We start from the raw sequence: 19,112 nt of genomic DNA on the forward strand, positions 1-19,112 counted from the left end.
CGATGGGCCCGGATTCTTGTCAGCGCCACTCATTCCGTCTATTCGATAATATTCATTCAATCATCACTTTTATTCATCAATGGATCTGCACCTGCGCGACCTGCGTTTCTTCGAAATCGTTGCCGAACTGGGCCACCTGGGCCGGGCGGCGGAGCAGCTAGGACGCACCCAGCCCGCGCTGACCAAGTGCATACAGCGGCTGGAGCAGGCCGTGGGCGGCCCGCTGTTCGAGCGCGCCGGGCGCGGCATCCGGCTCACGCCCGTGGGGCAGGTGCTGCTCACGCGCGCGCGCATGCTGCGCAATGCCAGCCAGGAGGCGCTGCGCGAGGTGCGCGATTTCAACGAAGGCATCTCGGGCCACGTGCGCATCGGCAGCGGCCCGGTCGCCGCGGATCACCTGCTGCCCGAGCTGTGCAGCAAGGCGCTGGCGGGCGGGCGCAAGATCACCATCAGCATCGTGATCGGCCCGAGCTGGGAGCTGCGCGACCGCCTGCGCGAGGGGCAGCTCGACCTGCTGATCGGCCTCACGGCCGAGGGCGACGGCGAACTGCTCTCCTACCCCATCATCGAAGACGTGGTGGTGGTGGCGGCCAGCCAGACGCATCCGATCTTCCAGCGCTCGCGCATCACGCTCGCCGCGTTGCTGCAATACCCTTGGGCGCTGCCGAACGCCAACATTCCGAGCCGCCAGTGGCTGGATCAGGCCTTCACCTCGCGCGGCATGTCGCTGCCCACGGTGCAGGTCGAAGCCGGCTCGATTCCGCTGCTGCCGCGCATGGTGGCCAAGACGGATCTGCTGACCTTCGTATCACGCCACACGCTGCGGCTGGAGCGCAGCAGCACGCTCAAGGAAGTCCGCCTGGCCGCCACCACGCTGCGCCGCCACCTGGGCGTCACCTGCCGCAAGGACGGCTATCTCTCGCCCGCCGCGCAGCAGATGCTGCGGATACTGCGCGCCGATGGGCGCACGCTGTTCGGTGGCGAGGCGCCTTTCAACGACGCCTGAACGCCCTATCCCCGCGCCAGCACCGGCGCCAACGCGCGGCCCGTGTGCGTGCCCAGGCGCACCACCTCCTCGGGCGTGGCCGCCGCCACGATGCGGCCGCCGTCCTTGCCACCCTCGGGGCCCAGGTCGATGATCCAGTCGGCCTCGGCAATTACGTCGAGGTCGTGCTCGATCACCACCACGCTGTGGCCGCCATCGACGAGGCGGTGCAGCACCTGGATGAGCTTGTGCACGTCGGCCATGTGCAGGCCGACGGTGGGTTCGTCGAGCACGTAGAGCGTTTGCGGCGCCTTCTGGCCGCGGCGGCCCACGTCGTCGCGCACCTTGGTGAGTTCGGTGACGAGCTTGATGCGCTGGGCCTCGCCGCCGCTCAGGGTCGGGCTGGGCTGGCCGAGGGTGAGGTAACCCAGGCCCACGTCCTTCAACAGTTGCAGCGGGTGGGCGATGCTGGGCATGCTGGCGAAGAATTCCACCGCCTCATCGACTTCCATCTGCAGCACGTCGCCGATGCTCTTGCCGCGCCAGGTGACGGCCAGGGTCTCGGGGTTGAAGCGCGCGCCGTGACAGACCTCGCAGGGCACTTTCACGTCGGGCAGGAAGCTCATCTCGATGGTGCGCACGCCCTGGCCTTCGCAGGCGGGGCAGCGGCCTTCGCCGGTGTTGAAGCTGAAGCGGCCGGCCGCATAGCCGCGCGCCTTGGCTTCGAGCGTTTCGGCGTAGAGCTTGCGGATGGTGTCCCAGAAGCCGATGTAGGTGGCGGGGCAGGAGCGCGGGGTCTTGCCGATGGGGGTCTGGTCGACTTCGAGCACGCGGTCGATGGTCTCGAAGCCCGACAGGCCCGTGCAGCCCGCGAGCGGCGGGGCCTTGCCTGCGTCCATCGCGTCGCGGCCGGCCTTTGTGGAGCGCTGCTGCACCCAGGCCTGCACGTTGGCGAGCAGCACGTCGCGCGCGAGCGTGGACTTGCCCGAGCCGCTGACGCCGGTGACGGCGACGAGGCGCTTGAGCGGCACGCGCGCGGTCACGTCTTGCAGGTTGTGCAGGCGCGCGCCGTGGACGGTGAGCCAGTGAAAGGGCGCATCATATTTTGGGTCCTTTTGGCCTTCAGCGCTTGCTGGACGAGCGCCAGCAGCTATTTTTTCAGGAGCATCGACCGGGCGGCGCGCGCGCAGCGGATGGCGCATGGCGTGCAGCAGGTAGCGGCCGGTCTGCGAATCCTCGGCTGCCGTGATGTCGGCCACGCTGCCCTGCGCGACGAGGCGCCCGCCGCGCTTGCCCGCGCTGGGGCCGATGTCGATGATGTGGTCGGCGCGGCGGATGGTGTCCTCGTCGTGCTCCACCACCACCAGCGTGTTGCCCTTGTCGCCAAGCTTGTGCAGCGCGTCGAGCAGGATCTGGTTGTCGCGCGCATGCAGGCCGATGGTGGGCTCGTCGAGTACGTAGCACACGCCCTGCAGGTTGCTGCCGAGCTGCGCGGCGAGGCGGATGCGCTGGGCCTCGCCGCCGGAGAGCGTCGGCGCGCCACGGTCGAGCGTGAGGTACGACAGGCCCACTTCCTCCAGGAATTCGAGGCGGCTGCGGATTTCGGGCACCAGGTCGCGGGCGATGTCCGCCTCGCGGCCCGTGAGTTGCAGCCCCTCGATCCACTGCCGCACTTCCGATACCGACAGGCGCGCCACCTCGGTGATGGGCGTGCCCGCGAACAGCACAGCGCGCGCCACGGGGTTCAGGCGCGTGCCCTGGCAGCTCGGGCAGGCCACGTCGGCCACGTCTTCCACCTCGGGTTCGGCGAAGGTCTGCTCGCGGCCTTTTTCCTTGTCATCCAGCACGGAGTCGTCGAGCGCCTTGCGCTGCTCCTTCGTGAGCTTGACGCCCGTGCCCACGCAGTCCGGGCACCAGCCGTGCTTGCTGTTGTACGAGAACAGGCGCGGGTCGAGTTCGGCGTAGCTCGTCGCGCAGACGGGGCAGGCGCGCTTGGTGGAGAACACCTGCAGCGCGCCGATGTGCGCCGTGGGGCGGCCCTCCTCCATCGCCTCCTTCAGCCCATCGAGCCCGCTCAGCACGTGCACCACGCCCTTGCCCAGGTCGAGCGCCTTGGCGAGCTGCGTGCGCAACTCGTCCTCGTGCTGCGCGCTGACGTGCAGGCTGGCCACGGGCAGTTCGATGGTGTGTTCCTTGAAGCGGTCGATGCGCGGAAAGCCCGAGGTGGGCAGGAAGTCGCCATCCACGCGCAGGTGCGTGTAGCCGCGCGGGCGCGCCCAGTCGGCCAGCTCGGTATAGACGCCCTTGCGGTTCACGACGAGGGGCGCGAGCAGCCCGATGTGCCGGCCCTTGAATTGCGCGAGCAGTTGCGCGGCGATGCGGTCGGGCGTCTGCGGCTGCACGGCCGCGCCGTCGTGGATGCAGTGCTGCACGCCGAGCTTGACGTACAGCAGGCGCAGGAAGTGCCACACCTCGGTGGTCGTGCCCACCGTGCTCTTGCGCCCGCCGCGCGAGAGGCGCTGCTCGATCGCCACCGTGGGCGGGATGCCGTAGACCGCGTCCACCTCGGGCCGGCCGGCCGGCTGCACGATGCTGCGCGCGTAGGCATTCAGGCTTTCGAGGTAGCGGCGCTGGCCTTCGTTGAACAGGATGTCGAACGCCAGCGTGGACTTGCCCGAGCCGCTGACGCCGGTGATCACGTTGAACTTGCCGCGCGGAATGTCCACGCTCAGATGCTTGAGGTTGTGCTCCTTGGCGTTGACGATTTCAATGGCGTTTTTGGCCTCTGGCGCTTGTCCACCAAGCGCGAGCAGCTTCTCTTTTCGTAGCACGGCCGCGCGCTCGTGCACCGAGTGGCCGCCCGCGCCCAGCGCCTGCTCGTACTCGCGCAGCGCCTCGCCGGTGTGCGACTGCGGGTGCTGGCGCACGTCCTCGGGCGTGCCCTCGGCCACCACGCGGCCGCCCGCGTCGCCGCCTTCGGGGCCGAGGTCGATCACCCAGTCGCTGGCGCGGATCACGTCGAGGTTGTGCTCGATGAGGATCAGCGAGTGGCCCGCGTCCAGCAGCTTGCGCAGCGCGCGCATGAGCTTGGCGATGTCGTCGAAGTGCAGGCCGGTGGTGGGCTCGTCGAACAGGAACAGCGTGCCCTTGCGCGCCACGGGCTGGCGCGATTTGCTTTGCGTGCGCGCGGCTTCGGCGAGGAAGCCTGCCAATTTGAGCCGCTGCGCCTCGCCGCCCGAGAGCGTGGGCACGGGCTGGCCGAGCTTCACGTATTCCAGGCCCACGTCCACGATGGGCTGCAGGGCGCGGATCACGTCGCGGTCTTGCGCGAACAGCGTGGCGGCCTCGCTCACCGTGAGGTCGAGCACGCTGGCCGCGTTGAGCAGCCTGCCCGCGCGCTCGATGCGCACTTCCAGGATCTCGGGCCGGTAGCGCTTGCCGTCGCAGTCGGGGCAGCGCAGGTACACGTCGGAGAGGAACTGCATCTCCACGTGCTCGAAGCCCGAGCCGCCGCAGGTGGGGCAGCGCCCATCGCCGCTGTTGAAGCTGAACTTGGCGGCGGTGTAGCCGCGCTCCCTGGCGAGCGGCGCCACGGCGAACAGCTCGCGGATGGCGTCCCAAGCGCCCACGTAGCTCACGGGGTTGGAGCGCGCGGTCTTGCCGATGGGGGACTGGTCGACGAACACCACGTCGCCCAGGTGGTCCGCGCCCAGCAGCCGGCCGTGCGCGCCCGCCGCCTCGGTGGCCTTGCCGAAGTGGCGCATGAGCGCGGGCGCGAGCACGTCCTGGATCAGCGTGGATTTGCCCGAGCCCGATACGCCGGTGACGGCGACGAGGCGCTGCAAGGGGAATTCGACGCTCACGTCCTTCAGGTTGTGCTCGCGCGCGCCTTCGAGCACCAGGCGCGGCGTGCTTTGCGTGACCATGCGCTTCAAGCCCGTGCCGATCTGCTTGTGCCCGCCCAGGTACTGGCCCGTGAGCGTGTCTGCCTTGCGCAAGTCGGCCACCGGGCCGTCGAACACGATGGAGCCGCCGCGCTCGCCAGGGCCGGGGCCGAAGTCGATCACGCGGTCGGCCGCGAGCATCACGGCCGGGTCGTGCTCCACCACCACCAGCGTGTTGCCCGCGTCGCGCAGGCGCAGCATGGCCTCGGTGATGCGGTGCATGTCGCGCGGGTGCAGGCCGATGCTGGGCTCGTCGAGCACGAACAGCGTGTTGACCAGGGACGTGCCTAAAGCGGTGGTGAGGTTGATGCGCTGCACCTCGCCGCCGCTCAGGGTGCGGCTCTGCCGGTCGAGCGTGAGGTAGCCGATGCCCACGTCGCACAGGTATTTGAGGCGGGTGGTGATTTCCTCGTGCAGCAACTTCAGCGCTTGCGCTTCGCCGGCCGCACCGTCCTGCGGCAACGCCATGTGCGAGAAGAAGCGCCGCAGCCGCTCGATGGGCAGCAGCATCAGGTCGTGCAGCGTGAGGCCGGGCAGCGCTTCGAGCTGCGCGCGCGACCATTGCACGCCCTGGGGCATGAAGCGCTTTGCGGGGTCGAGCACCGCGTCGGCATCGTCCTTGCCACCGATGCGCCAAAGCAGGCTCTCGGTCTTCAGGCGCGCGCCCGCGCACACGGGGCACGGCGTGTAGCTGCGGTATTTGGACAGCAGCACACGGATGTGCATCTTGTACGCCTTGCTCTCCAGGTACGCGAAAAAGCGGCGGATGCCGTACCACTGCTTGTTCCAGTTGCCTTCCTTGAAGCCAGGCGTGCCGTCGATGACCCATTTGCGCTGGTCGTCGGTCAGCTTGTACCAGGGCGTGTCGCGCGGAATGCCCGCGCTTTCCGCGTGGCGCATCAGGTCGTCCTGGCACTCCTTCCACGCGGGCGTCTGGATGGGCTTGACAGCGCCCGCGCGCAGCGTGAGCTTGTGGTTGGGGATGACGAGGCCCCAGTCCACGCCGATCACGCGCCCGAACCCCCGGCAGGCCTCGCACGCGCCCACGGCGGAGTTGAACGAGAACATCGACGGGATGGGCTCGCTGTAGCGCAGGTCGCTGTCGGGGCAGTGCAGGCCGGTCGAAAAACGCCACAGCTCCGGCTCACCCTCCTCGCGCAGCCGGTAGACGTTGAGCCGCCCGCCGCCGCGCTTCAAGGCCACTTCGATGGCCTCGACGGCGCGCACGCGCTCGGTGTTGCCCATGCGGAAGCGGTCGGCCACCACGTCGAGCAGCTTGCGGCTGCCCTCCTCGCGCTCGGCCTGCACCCTGGTGAAGCCGCTGGCCGACAGCCACTGCTCGACCTGCTCGGGCGACGTGTTCGCGGGCAGCTCCACGGGGAAGGTGAGCACGATGCGCGGGTCGCCCTCGGCCTCGCAGCGCTGGCGCAGGGCGCCATAGATGGTGTCGGGCGAATCGTGGCGCACGGGCTGCGCGGTCTGCTTGTCGAAGAGCTGCCCGGCGCGCGCGTACAGCAGCTTCAGGTGGTCGTTCAGCTCCGTCATCGTGCCCACGGTGGAACGCGAGCTGCGCACGGGGTTGGTCTGGTCGATGGCGATGGCCGGGGGCACGCCCTCCACCTTGTCCACGGCCGGCTTGTCCATGCGGTCGAGGAACTGGCGCGCGTAGGCGCTGAAGGTCTCCACGTAGCGGCGCTGGCCCTCGGCGTAGAGCGTGTCGAACACCAGGCTGGACTTGCCCGAGCCGCTGGGGCCCGTGACCACCGTCAGTTCGCCAGTGCGGATGTCCACGTCGAGGTTCTTGAGGTTGTGCTGGCGCGCGCCGTGGATGCGGATCAGTCCCTGGGTCATACCGGTGGTCTTTCTGGGGTGGGGCGGGACATTCTAGAAGGCAGGGATAACCCCGGCAGGCGTGCGTCATGCGCGGTGTGCGTTGCGTCAGCACAACGCGCAAGGGGCTTTCCCATGCGACCCGTCAGGTCAATGCCACAGCTGCCCCGGCAGCACTTGCCACGAAGCCGGTAGCACGCAATAGTGGGCGTTCCTGCCTGCTCCCGCTGCCGCGGGAGCCGCGTCACCGCAGCCCCGGCAGGAGCCCCTGCCTCGGTCCACGGGGGCAAATCCCATAACACCATTCAACGGAGACATTCCATGAGGAGATGGCACAAGGCCGCCGCGCTGGCCGCGCTCGCCACCATGCTGGGCCTGCCTGCCCAGGCACAGATCCTGGTCGGCCAGACCGCAGGCTTCAGCGGTATCGTGGCCGCCGGCGTGAAGGAGACGGCGGACGGCGCGCAGCTGTACCTGGACATGGTCAACGCACGCGGGGGCGTGAACGGCCAGAAGATCGAGGTGATCTCGCTGGACGACAAGTTCGATCCCAAGCTCGCCGCCGAGAACGCCCGCAAGCTCATCGAGGAGCACAACGTCACCGCCCTCTTCCTCACGCGCGGCACGCCGCACAACGAGGCCATCGTGCCGCTGCTGGACAAGCACGGCGTGCCGCTCGTCGGCCCGTCCACCGGCGCCATGGTGCTGCACAAGCCCGTGCGCAAGCACGTGTTCAACGTGCGCGCCACCTACCAGCGCGAGGCGGAGAAGGTCGTCTCCCACCTGGCCTCCATGGGCATCACCCGCATCGGCGTGGTGCTGGCCGACGACAGCTTCGGCGCCGACGGCCTGGCCGGTGCGCAGCGCGGGCTGGAGCAGGCCAAGCTGCAGCCCGTGGTGCTGGAGAAGTTCGACCGCGCCAAGCCCAACTTCGCGCCCATCGCGGCCAAGGTCGTGCAGTCGCAGACACAGGCCGTACTCATGCTGGCGTCGGGCTCCGCCGTGGTGGACGGCTACGCGGCCTTCCGCAATGCCGGATCGACCGCACAGATCGTCACGCTGTCGAACAACGCCTCGTCGGGCTTCGCCAAGAGCCTGGGCGCCAACGCGCGCGGCGTGATCGTCACCCAGGTCTTCCCCAACGAGCGCTCCAGCCACTACCCGCTGGTGCGCGAGGCGCACGACCTGGCCAAGGCCAAGGGCCAGGAGATCAGCCCCGCCATGCTGGAGGGCTACACCGCCGCGAAGGTGCTGGTGGAAGGCCTGCGCCGCGCCGGCCCCAAGCCCACGCGCGAGAAGGTCCAGGTGGCGCTGGAGTCCCTGCAGAAATTCGACCTGGGCGGGCTGGAGATCACCTACGGCCCCGACGACCACACCGGGCTGGATTTCGCCGACCTCTCCATCATTGGCACGGACGGCAAGTTCCGCCGCTGACGCGCCCGCGCCTCCACCGTACACTCCGGCACACCGCCGGGGTGCGGACTGGAGGCGAGGCATGACAGCACTTTGGAAGACATGGGGCGCCCGCTGCGCCCTGGCGTTCGGCATCGCTGCGGCAGCGCTGCCCGGGGCGCAGGCCCAGCTCCTCGTGGGGCAGACCGTAGGCATCACCGGCTCCGCCGCCATCACGGTCAAGGAATCGATGCTGGGCGCGTCGCTGTACCTCGACCACGTGAACGCCACCGGCGGCGTGCAGGGGCAGAAGATCGAGCTCCTCGCGCTGGACGACAGGTTCGACCCCCAGCTCACGCTGGAGAACGCCCGGACGCTCATCGAGGACAAGGGCGTGCTGGCCCTCTTCATGACGCGCGGCACGCCGCATACGCAGGGCATCATCCCGCTGCTGGACAAGCACGGGGTGCCGCTCGTGGGCCCCTCCACCGGCGCCATGGTGCTGCACCAGCCTGTGCCCCGGAACGTCTTCAACATCCGCGCGCCCTACCAGCGCGAAGTGGAAAAGGCCATCGCCCACTTGGCGCTGCTGGGCGTGCAGCACATCGGCGTGGTCCACGTGGACGACACCTTCGGCGAGGACGGGCTGGCCGGCGCGCAGAAGGGCTTCCAGGCCAACCAGCTCAAGGCGCTGTTCGTGGAGAAGTTCGACCGCGCCAAGCCCGACTTCTCCGCCATCGCGCCGCGGGTACGCAGCCGCGAGCCCCAGGCCGTGATCTTCATCGGCACGGGCGCGGCCGTGGTGAGCGGCATCCAGGCGCTGCGCGCCGCGGGGGTCGGCGGGCAGATCCTCACACTGTCCAACAACGCCTCCGGAGGCTTCGTGAAGGCGCTCGGCGAGCAGGCCCGGGGCGTGGTGGTGACGCAGGTGTTCCCGTCGGAGCGCTCGCTGAACTATCCGGTGATAAAGGAAGCCCAGGGCCTGGCCAAGGCCCGCGGCCTGAAGGAACTCACGCCCGCCATGGTCGAAGGCTTCGTCAACGCCAAGGTACTGGTGGAGGGCCTGCGCCGTGCGGGCCCCCGGCCCGACCGCGTGCGCCTGCATGCCGCGCTGGAAGGCCTGAGCAAGTTCGACGTGGGCGGCCTGGAGCTGTCCTACAGCAGCACGGACCACACGGGCCTGGACTTCGCCGACCTGTCCATCATCAGCACGGACGGCCGTTTCCAGCGCTGAAGCGGCGGCCCGCCAAGCAAAAAGCCCGCGAAAGCGGTGCTCTCGCGGGCTTTTCCATGGGAATGGCGCTTGGCGCGCTTACTGCGAGGCGCCGGACGCCGGCGCCGCTGCGGGCTCGGGCGCATGCACGGCATCCACGCCGTGCTTTTCCCCGCTCATGTCCACCTGGTCGCCGGCCTTCATGATCACGAACAACGCAATCGCCGCGAACACCACGAATCCCACCACGATCTTCCACATGCTCATCTCCTGATCAAAGTATTGTCGAAACACAAGGCCGCCAATGAAAAGGCCTCACACGGAAGGTGTGAGGCCTGTTGTGGCTCAAGCCCCACCACATTGGATCAGGCTTGGATTGCAGGCAGCTTACGCTGCCGCGCCATCAGAAGTTGTGGCGCACGCCCAGGGCGATGGAGCTGAAGTCGTCGCCAGCACGGGTGACGTTGTAATTAGCGCCGCTACTGTTGCTCACGCGGGTGTAGTAGCCGTACACCTTGGTGCGCTTGCTCAGGTTGTAGTTGTAGCCCAGCGTGTATTGCGTAGCGCTGGAATTGGGCACATCGCTCCACTTGCTGGCACGGCCCACGTTCACGTGAAACTCGGAAGCGCCAAGGGCGTACATGCCGGCCAGACGGAAGTTGTTGCGGGTGCCAAGCAGCTTCTCATCATTGCGCTGATAGTAACCACCAACGGTGAACTGGCCAAAGGTGTACAGACCACGCAGGCCCAACTGCTTGTTGCCGTCGAACTGGCTATAGCCAGCGCCCAGATGCATAGATCCAACGTTGTAGTTGGCCGCCAAGTCGTAGCTGTTCTTCCCACCGGCGCCGGACACCTTCTCATGCAAGGCCACCGAGCCTTCCATCGTAAAGCCACCGAGGTTGGGGGTGCGGTAGGCAATCTTGTTGCCAGTACCCAGTCCATTGGCGCGGCCACCCTGGTTCACGGCACCAACGCCCATCCAACCCGGATCGACGTAGAACGCATCGGAAGAAGAGCCCGTGTCATGGTTGTGCATGCTTACATAGTCGGCCGTGGCGTAATACGACTCAGGGTAGAAGTTGCCCAAGCGAATCATGCCGAAGCCGCCCGACAGGTTCACTTCGCTCTGACGACCGAAGTAGGTAGCCGCTGCAGCGCCCGTGTCAGATGCGAAGCCGCTTTCCAGCGCGAAGCCGGCTTTCAGGCCACCACCCAGGTCTTCCGTGCCACGAATACCCCAACGGGAATTATTGTTATACAGGCCCGTCGTGGAAACGTCGCCAACTTTCTGACGCTCAACGGTGGTGTTCACGCGGCCATAGAGAGTCACGCTGCTTTGTGCGAAGACAGCGGAGGTGCCCAGCAGAGCCAGGGTTGCGAGCAGCAAACGACTTGGTTTTTGCATGTGATTTCCTTGAATGCTTGTGTCCATCGGGTGGGTAGGCACAGTCCGCCGCCTGCGTTTGGCCGGTGAGCCCTTGTGCGACTACGAACTCAAATTCTAGGTGTAACGATCTGGTTAAGACACACGATTGTCACTTTCGGAACCCCCCTGACGTTTTGCCGCCACACTTTCCATTCGATGGAAAGTGTGGCGGCAACGGCCCGGGCTTGCAGGCCCGGACAGGGAGGCAGAAGCCGCAGGGCTTCAGTCGTCGGCGTAGATGTCCACGTCCTTGGTTTCGCGGATGAACAGCGTGCCGATCACCGCGGTCATGCCGGCGATGACGATGGGGTACCACAGGCCGTTGTACATGTTGCCGGTGGAGGCCACGATGGCGAACGAGGTGGTGGGCAGCAGGCCGCCGAACCAGCCGTTGCCGATGTGGTAGGGCAGGCTCATGGAGGTGTAGCGGATGCGCGTGGGGAACAGTTCCACCAGCATCGCTGCGATGGGGCCGTACACCATGGTCACCAGGATCACGAGGTAGGTCAGGATGACCAGCATCATGATCTTGTTCATCTTGGCAGGGTCGGCCTTGGCGGGGTAGCCGGCGGCCTTCAGGTCGTCGCTCATCTCCTTCTTGAAGGCGGCGATGGCCTTGGTGCTTTCCTCGTCGAACTTGTGGTTGACCACGTTGCCGGTGGGCGCGGTGACGGTCTTGTCGCCGATCTTCACGACGGCCGGGCTGCCGGCGGGGCCGGCGGCGTTCTCATAGCTGACCGAGTTCTGCACCAGGTAGCGCTTGGCGATGTCGCAGGAGCTCTTGAAGTCGATCTCGCGCGCCACGGGGTTGCCCTGGAACGAGCAGGTGGCGGGATCGGCCGTCACCACCACGCCGGCGGTGGCCTGGGCGTTGGCGAGGTCGGGGTTGGCGGCGCCGGTGAGGGCCTTGAACACGGGGAAGTAGGTCAGCACGGCCAGCACGCAGCCCAGCATGATGATGGGCTTGCGGCCGATCTTGTCGGACAGCGTACCGAAGATCACGAAGAACGGCGTGCCGATCAGCAGCGCAGCGGCGATCAGCAGGTTGGCCGTGACGGCATCCACCTTGAGCTGCTGCGTGAGGAAGAACAGCGCGTAGAACTGGCCCGTGTACCACACGACGGCCTGGCCGGCGGTCAGGCCGATCAGCGCCAGGATCACGATCTTGAGGTTCTTCCACTGGCCGAAGGATTCGGCCAGCGGCGCCTTGGAGGTCTTGCCCTCGGCCTTCATCTTCTGGAAGGCGGGCGACTCCGACAGCGACAGGCGGATCCACACCGAGATGCCCAGCAGCAGGATGGACACCAGGAACGGGATGCGCCAGCCCCAGTCGTTGAACACCGCCTCGCCCAGCGCGGTGCGTGTGCCCAGGATCACCAGCAGCGACAGGAACAGGCCCAGCGTGGCGGTGGTCTGGATCCAGGAGGTGTAGGCACCGCGGCGGCCGTGCGGCGCGTGCTCGGCCACGTAGGTGGCCGCGCCGCCGTACTCGCCGCCGAGCGCCAAGCCCTGCAGCATGCGCAGCGCGATCAGGATCACGGGAGCGGCCACGCCGATGCTGGCGTAGTTGGGCAGGATGCCGACGATGAAGGTCGACACGCCCATGATCAGGATGGTGACCAGGAAGGTGTACTTGCGGCCGATCATGTCGCCCAGGCGGCCGAACACCAGCGCGCCGAAGGGACGCACCAGGAAGCCCGCGGCGAAGGCCAGCAGCGCGAAGATGAACGCGGCGCCGGCGTCCAGCCCGCTGAAGAACTGCTTGGCGATGATGGCCGCGAGCGAACCGTAGAGATAGAAGTCATACCACTCGAAAACGGTGCCGAGCGATGACGCGAAGATCACCTTCTTTTCTTCCGGCGACATGGGCCGGTGTGCAGTGCTGGTAGCCATGTGTGCTGTCTCCTGCTTGTTGGGATGGGAAATCGGATGCGCGGAAAAATGCGCGAAAACCAAAGGGCCTGTAAGCACTTCTGCGGTGCCTGCTGCGCAATATCCGATCGCCGTCTGACCGAAAGCTGACATGCGCCGCGGGCCTGCGGAGCAGGCCGCTTACGCATGCCTGACAAACTCAGGTGCAACCCTCGCATTCCGTTTCTTGATGTGAGAGTCCGGGGCCCACGGCGGTGCCGCACCGCTTCGGTCTGGGGAGAAGCTCAGGGTTAACCCGGTGTTTTAACGCAGGGTTTGCCCTTGCTAGGACAAACCCTTGATTCCTGACAAGGCGTTGTAAGCACCCCTCCCCCCGTACCGGCAGGCCCGGGCAAGCGGGGCGTTCAGCCCTTGGCGGGCAGGCCAGAGGGCACGCGCGGCACGGCATCCCAGGCGGGGCCATCGAACCAGCTGTCTCCATCCAGATAGGCGCGCAGCATGGGCAGGCCGTCCAGCCCCCAGAACAGCCGTCCGTCGACCTCGTAGGCCGGAACGCCGAACACGCCGTGCGCCGTGGCGGCGTCGGTGTTCGCACGCAGGAGCGCCTTGGCCTGCGCGCCCGTGCCTTCGGGGTCGGGGCGCAGTTGCTCGGCCAGCGCCCCGGCCAGTGCGTCCAGGCGCGCGGGGTCCAGGGCATCGTGCCCGCCCAGCCACACATGGCGCAGCACCGTGCCGGCGACGAAGCGGTTCACGGTGCCGTCTTCGCTGCAGGCCAATGCCTGGCGCAGCAGCGGCAGCGGGTTGAACGGATGGCGCGCCGGCATGTCCAGGCCGCAGCCCTGGGCATGGCCCAGCCAGGACACGTGGCGGTAGGTCCAGTCCCGCTTCGGGGGAATGCCCGCCGGGCCGGGGTTGCCGTGCTGCTGCAGCAGCGCGCCCAGCAGCACGGGGCGGTAGTGCAGGTGGTAGCTCAGGCCCTCCAGCACCTGCGGCAGGCGCTCGAAGGCCAGCCAGGCGTAAGGGGAGACGAAGTCCAGGTAGAACGTGATGTGCTTCATGCCAGCTCCTCGGGTGGGGTGACGCCCGCGCGGCGCAGCAGCGCGGCCCAGATGACGCGCCGCTCCGCGCCGCTGGCCTTGGACCAGGCGCGGATCTCGTCCAGCGTACGGAAGCACCCTTCGCAGTGGCTGCGGTCCGGCGTCATGCGGCACACGGACACGCAGGGCGAAGGCACTTCGGATTCAATGCTGAATTGGCCTGCAGCGCTTATTTGACAAGCGCAAGCAGCTATCAAACTTGCAGCACTCATACCGCAGGCGCCTGCACCACGTCGGCCACGGGCGCGCCGGTGAGCGCCTCCAGGTCCTGCGGGCGCAGCTGGAACACGCCGTGCGGGTGCCCCGCGGCAGCCCAGATCACGTCGAAACGGAACAGCTCGCGGTCGATCAGCGTGACGGGCGCGGTGGCATGGGCCACGGGCGAGACGCCGCCGATGGTGAAGCCGGTCTTGGCCTTGACGAACTCGGCGTCGGCGCGGCCGGTCTTGCCGACGAGGGCATCGACCTTCTTCTCATCGACGCGCCGGTCGCCCGAGGCGATAACGAGCACCGCCGCGTCGTCGCTCTTGCGGCGGAAGATGATGCTCTTGGCGATCTGGCCCACGGCGATGCCCAGCGCGTCCGCGGCCTGCTGGGCGGTGCGCGCCGCGTCGTCGAGCATGACGGGCGCATGCGGATGGCCCCGGCCCGCGAGCGCCGCGGCCACGCGCTGCACGCCCTCGGGCAATGCCTTCAACTCAGCCCCGCACATGGCTCACCCCGCCCGCTTGTTCAGCAGCGCCACGGCCACGCGCGAGTTGGGCTTGCGATCCAGGAAGCCGCTGATGTAGGCGCCCGCATCGACGAGCTTGTCCAGATCGATGCCGGTGTCGATGCCCATGCCGTGCAGCATGTAGACCACGTCTTCGGTCGCCACATTGCCCGTGGCGCCCTTGGCGTAGGGGCAGCCGCCCAGTCCGGCGACGGACGACTGGAAGTTCCACACGCCCAGTTCCAGCGCGGCCAGCGTGTTGGAGAGCGCCTGGCCGTAGGTGTCGTGGAAGTGGCCCGAGACTTCATGAAGCGCGAAGTGGGCCAGCGTGGCCTCGATGGCGCGCTGCACCTTGCGCGGCGTGCCCACGCCGATGGTGTCGGCCACATCCACGCGCTGCACGCCGATGCCCTTGAGCAGCCCCGCGAGGTAGCCCACGCGCTCGGGTGCCACCTCGCCCTCGTAGGGGCAGCCCACGGTGCAGCTCATCGCGCCGCGCACGCGGATGCCCGCGGAGCGCGCGGCCTCGACCACGGGCGCGAAGCGCTCGATGCTCTCGGCGATGGAGCAGTTGATGTTCTTCTGGCTGAACGCCTCGCTGGCCGAGCCGAAGACGACGATCTCGTCGGGCCGGTCCTGCACGGCGGCCTCGTAGCCCTTGAGGTTGGGCGTGAGCACCGAGTAGTCCACCCCGGGGACGCGCGCGATGCCGCTCATCACGTCGTGGTTGTCGGCCATCTGCGGCACCCACTTGGGAGACACATAGCTCGTGACCTCGATTTCCTGGAGGCCCGCCTCCTGCAGGCGGTGCACCAGGCCGATCTTGATCTCGGCCGGCACGGGCATCTTTTCGTTCTGCAGTCCGTCGCGCGGGCCGACGTCGATCAGCCTGACGCGGGCGGGAATGTTCGGGTTCATCGGGAGTCTCCTGGCTGGGTTGTCAATAGCCGCGCGCGGTATCGACGGCGCCCGCGACGGCCTCGCCGCGCTCCATCGCCGCTATCTTGCCGGCGATCTGCGCGATGCTCTCGTCGCGCAGGGTGCGCGCCGAGGTATGGGGGGTGATGGTGATCTTCGGGTGGTTCCAGAACGGATGGCCGGCCGGCAGCGGCTCGGTGCGGAACACGTCGAGCGTGGCGCCCGCCACGTGGCCCTCCTCGATCAGCGCGAGCAGGTCTTCCTCGACCAGGTGTGCGCCGCGCGCCACGTTGATGACGTAGGCGCCAGGCTTCAGGCGCGCGAGCGTGTCGCGGCGCATGATGCCGTGCGTCTCGGGTGTGAGCGGCAGCAGGTTGACGAGCACGCGCGTGGCGGCCAGGAATTCGCCGAAGCCCTCGGCGCCGCTGTACGTGCGCACGCCCGCGACGGCCTTGGGCGAACGGCTCCAGCCGAGCACGGGAAAGTCGAACTGCGCCACCGTACGCGCCACGCGCTCGCCCAGCACGCCCAGGCCCATCACGCCCACGGGGAAGTCCTGGCGCCGCGGCGGCTTGAGATAGCCCCAGCGGCCGGCGCGCATCTGGGCCTCGTACTGGTCCAGCTCGCGGAAATGGCGGATCAGCGCATGGCTCACGTATTCGGCCATCTGCACCGCCATGCCCGCGTCGTCGAGCCGCACCACGCGCATGGACGGCGGCAGGCGCAGGCGCAGCAGCCCGTCCACCCCCGCGCCGATGTTGCACAGCGCGCGCAGGGCGGGCTGCTCGTCGATGAACTGCTGGGGCGGCGCCCAGACCACGGCGTAGTCCGACTGCGGCGCACCCGGCTGCCAGACGCTGATGTCCGCCTGCGGCAGCGCGGCCGCCAGGCCCTGCAGCCAGGGCTCGGCCTTGGTATCGGTACAGCAAAAAGTGATCTTCATGGCGCCCGAGCGTACCGCGCCTGGCCGGCGCGCGCCGTCACTCCGAGGAAAGCCTGAGCAGCTCCGCGCCGTCCATTACCTGGTCGCCCGGCGCGTAGAGCAGCTCGGCCACCACGCCGTCGGCAGGCGCGGCGATGGTGTGCTCCATCTTCATCGCCTCCATCACGGCCAGGGCCTGGCCCTTCTTGACCGCGTCGCCCGCCTTCACGGCGAACGACACCACCTTGCCCGGCATGGGAGCCGTCAGGCGGCCACCCTCGCCCTGCGTGTCGCCCGCGTGGGCCAGCAGGTCCAGCGCCTCGATGCGCGTGGCGCCGCGCGGGGTGAAGACGTGGTCGCTCTCGCCCTGCGCGTACACCACGGCGCGCGTGCGCCGGCCGGCGTAGCGCAGGTCGATGGCGCCGCCGCCCAGCGGCGTGAAGGACAGCGGCCCTTCGACGGCGGCGTCGCCCTCGCCCACGCTCAAGTGGTGGTCACCGCCCTGGGCGCCGTACGTGAGCCATGCCTTGGCGTGCGCGCCGCCGAAGTCGAATTCGAAACGGCGCCGGCAGGCGACCAGCGAACGCCAGCCGTCGCGGCGGCTGAAGGGGCTGGCGCCCTCCTCGGCCCGCTCGCGCAGCAGCGCACACGCCACGGCGGCGGCAGCTGCCAGCGGCAGCCCCACCGGTTCCTGGCGGAACAGCGCGGCCTCCTCGCGCTGGATCAGCGCGGTGTCGAGCCGGGCGGAGGCGAACGCATCGCTGCGGCACACGTAGCGCAGGAACTGCACGTTGGTCGCCAGCCCCACGATGTGGGTCTGCGCCAGCGCGTCGTCCAGCCGTGCCAGGGCCTGCGCGCGCGTATCGCCATGCACGATGAGCTTGGCGATCATGGAGTCGTAGAACGGGCTGATCGCGTCGCCTTCGCGCACGCCGTCGTCGATGCGCACCATGCCTCTTTCAAAGCTGGTGCACGCGGGCTTGCGGTAGACCGCCAGCGTCCCGGTGGCGGGCAGGAAGTTGTTGTCGGGGTTCTCGGCGCAGATGCGCGCCTCGATGGCATGGCCGATGATCTTCAGCTCGTCCTGGCGCTTGGGCAGGGGCTGGCCGCTGGCCACGCGCAGCTGCCACTCCACCAGGTCCTCGCCCGTGATGGCCTCGGTCACCGGGTGCTCCACCTGCAGGCGGGTGTTCATCTCCATGAAGTAGAACTTCATCTGGTCGGGCGCGTCGTAGCCGCCCGGCTGCTCCACGATGAACTCCACCGTGCCCGCGCCCACGTAGCCCACGGCCTGGGCCGCTGCCACGGCGGCCTCGCCCATCTGGCGGCGCAGGGCCTCGGTCATGCCGGGCGCGGGGGCCTCCTCCAGCACCTTCTGGTGGCGGCGCTGCACGGAGCAATCGCGCTCGAACAGGTAGACGCAGTTGCCCTGCGTGTCGCCGAACACCTGGATCTCGATATGACGCGGGCGCAGCACGTATTTCTCGACCAGCACCGCGTCGTTGCCGAAGCTGTTGATGGCCTCGCGCTGGCACGAGGCCAGCGCGGCCGCGAAGTCCTCGCTCTTTTCCACCAGCCGCATGCCCTTGCCGCCGCCGCCCGCGCTGGCCTTGATGAGCACGGGGTAGCCGATGCGGTCGGCCTCGCGCTGCAGCAGCTGCGGGTCCTGGTCCTCGCCCTGGTAGCCAGGCACCAGCGGCACGCCCGCCTTGGCCATCAGGCGCTTGGATTCGGCCTTGAGCCCCATGGCGGAAATGGCCGAGGCCGGCGGGCCGATGAAGACCAGCCCGGCCGCCGCGCAGGCCTGGGCGAAATCCTCGTTCTCGCTCAGGAAGCCGTAGCCGGGGTGGATAGCCTGCGCGCCCGTAGCCTGCGCGGCCTCGATGATGCGCTCCCAGCGCAGGTAGCTGTCCTTGGGCGCGCTGCCGCCGATGTGCACAGCCTCGTCGCACACGGCCACGTGCTTGGCCTGGGCGTCGGCGTCGGAATACACGGCCACGGTCTTCACGCCCATGCGGCGCGCGGTGGCGGCGACGCGGCAGGCGATCTCACCACGGTTTGCGATCAGGATTTTGGAAAACATCTAGGCCACCTTGGGGGAAAAGAAAGACGACAGGCGCCGCACCACGGCGCGCAGGAACTTGAACAGCACGACCAGCAGCAGCACGGATACCGCCAGCACCGCCACGAGCACGACGGCGAACAGCACCGGGTGGTTCGTGGCCAGCCACACCATGCCGACGACGAGGCCGTCCTCCAGGAACGACAGGCCCCAGTTGGAAAACGGCTCGGGCGAGGTGTTGGCCGCCGCGCGCGTGGTCATCTTGGTGGCCAGCGCCGTGGCCGAGAGCGAGCCGCCCAGCAGGCCCGCCACCACGGCCATGGCGGCGTTGTCGAAGCCAAAGACGCTGGCCGCCAGCAGCGCGCCGGCGGGCACGCGGATGAAGGCGTGCAGCGCGTCCCAGGCGCTGTCGAGCCAGGGCACCTTGTCGGCGAAGAACTCCACCAGCAGCATGAAACCGCTCACCAGGAGCACGGCCGGGTGCTGCAGCACGGCCAGGCCGGGCGGCAGCGCGATCCAGCCGGCCACGCCCATCAGTCCGACGAGGAAGACCACCGCATAGAGGCGCAGCCCGCTGGCCCAGCCCAGCGCGGCGGCCAGCGCGACCAGGCTGGGCATGTCGAGCTGCTGCGTGGCGCGCGCGGCTCCGTCGGCCACCGCCTGCGCGGTGCCCGCATCGACGTGCAGGCCCACGGTGTGGAGCCACTGCACGATCTGGAGCCACAAAGCGTCCATG

14 protein-coding genes are annotated in these 19,112 nt (G+C 68.3%); 3 read left to right on the forward strand and 11 right to left on the reverse strand.

Annotated elements, in window-relative coordinates; translation table 11 throughout:
• Positions 1-79: 79 nt before the first annotated feature.
• Positions 80-1,006 (forward strand): LysR family transcriptional regulator, encoded by a 927-nt coding sequence (locus AVS7_RS07275; protein WP_020227775.1) that lies wholly within the window; start codon positions 80-82, stop codon positions 1,004-1,006.
• A gap of 5 nt (positions 1,007-1,011) precedes the next feature.
• Here AVS7_RS07275 and uvrA read toward each other — a convergent pair whose 3' ends face one another.
• Positions 1,012-6,780, reverse strand: a complete 5,769-nt coding sequence (gene uvrA, locus AVS7_RS07280; protein ID WP_020227776.1) for an excinuclease ABC subunit UvrA — start codon at positions 6,778-6,780, stop codon at positions 1,012-1,014.
• A 300-nt stretch (positions 6,781-7,080) separates the two neighbouring features.
• Here uvrA and AVS7_RS07285 point away from each other — a divergent pair, with 300 nt between their 5' ends.
• Both AVS7_RS07285 and AVS7_RS07290 read left to right on the forward strand, forming a co-directional pair.
• Entirely contained in the window at positions 7,081-8,193 is a 1,113-nt protein-coding gene (locus tag AVS7_RS07285) for an ABC transporter substrate-binding protein (RefSeq protein ID WP_020227777.1), read from the forward strand.
• Positions 8,194-8,254: 61 nt separating this feature from the next.
• Entirely contained in the window at positions 8,255-9,385 is a 1,131-nt protein-coding gene (locus AVS7_RS07290; RefSeq protein WP_020227778.1) for an ABC transporter substrate-binding protein, read from the forward strand.
• A gap of 78 nt (positions 9,386-9,463) precedes the next feature.
• Here the strand turns inward: AVS7_RS07290 and AVS7_RS24840 are convergent, their stop codons facing one another.
• The 10 genes from AVS7_RS24840 to AVS7_RS07335 all read right to left on the reverse strand — a co-directional run bounded on the left by AVS7_RS24840 (position 9,464) and on the right by AVS7_RS07335 (position 19,111).
• The gene (locus AVS7_RS24840; protein ID WP_020227779.1) at positions 9,464-9,625 is read right to left on the reverse strand and encodes a hypothetical protein; all 162 of its coding nucleotides are present in this window, start codon (positions 9,623-9,625) and stop codon (positions 9,464-9,466) included.
• Positions 9,626-9,767: 142 nt separating this feature from the next.
• Positions 9,768-10,772 (reverse strand): porin, encoded by a 1,005-nt coding sequence (locus AVS7_RS07295; protein ID WP_024001103.1) that lies wholly within the window; start codon positions 10,770-10,772, stop codon positions 9,768-9,770.
• Between the two features lie 243 nt (positions 10,773-11,015).
• Positions 11,016-12,686 (reverse strand): MFS transporter, encoded by a 1,671-nt coding sequence (locus tag AVS7_RS07300; RefSeq protein WP_034690246.1) that lies wholly within the window; start codon positions 12,684-12,686, stop codon positions 11,016-11,018.
• Positions 12,687-13,069: 383 nt separating this feature from the next.
• Entirely contained in the window at positions 13,070-13,723 is a 654-nt protein-coding gene (locus tag AVS7_RS07305; RefSeq protein ID WP_020227782.1) for a 2-hydroxychromene-2-carboxylate isomerase, read from the reverse strand.
• Positions 13,720-13,974 (reverse strand): DUF1289 domain-containing protein, encoded by a 255-nt coding sequence (locus AVS7_RS07310; protein WP_034690248.1) that lies wholly within the window; start codon positions 13,972-13,974, stop codon positions 13,720-13,722. The genes AVS7_RS07305 and AVS7_RS07310 overlap by 4 nt, the downstream gene beginning before the upstream one ends.
• The gene (locus AVS7_RS07315; protein WP_024001105.1) at positions 13,971-14,474 is read right to left on the reverse strand and encodes a YbaK/EbsC family protein; all 504 of its coding nucleotides are present in this window, start codon (positions 14,472-14,474) and stop codon (positions 13,971-13,973) included. Before AVS7_RS07315 ends, AVS7_RS07310 begins: the two co-directional genes overlap by 4 nt.
• 3 nt (positions 14,475-14,477) lie before the next feature.
• Positions 14,478-15,392, reverse strand: coding sequence for a hydroxymethylglutaryl-CoA lyase (locus AVS7_RS07320; protein WP_020227785.1), 915 nt, complete (start codon positions 15,390-15,392; stop codon positions 14,478-14,480).
• Between the two features lie 22 nt (positions 15,393-15,414).
• On the reverse strand, positions 15,415-16,335 hold the full coding sequence (locus AVS7_RS07325) for a glyoxylate/hydroxypyruvate reductase A (protein ID WP_020227786.1): 921 nt from the start codon (positions 16,333-16,335) through the stop codon (positions 15,415-15,417).
• A 37-nt stretch (positions 16,336-16,372) separates the two neighbouring features.
• Positions 16,373-18,397: an acetyl/propionyl/methylcrotonyl-CoA carboxylase subunit alpha gene (locus tag AVS7_RS07330; protein ID WP_020227787.1), complete on the reverse strand. Its 2,025-nt coding sequence runs from the start codon at positions 18,395-18,397 to the stop codon at positions 16,373-16,375.
• A complete protein-coding gene (locus AVS7_RS07335; protein WP_020227788.1) occupies positions 18,398-19,111 on the reverse strand; it encodes a DUF4126 domain-containing protein in 714 nt (237 codons plus the stop codon). It lies immediately after the preceding gene.
• Position 19,112: the final 1 nt, after the last annotated feature.

Origin of the sequence: Acidovorax sp. MR-S7, assembly GCF_000400995.2 — a bacterium.
GTDB lineage: Bacteria > Pseudomonadota > Gammaproteobacteria > Burkholderiales > Burkholderiaceae_C > MR-S7.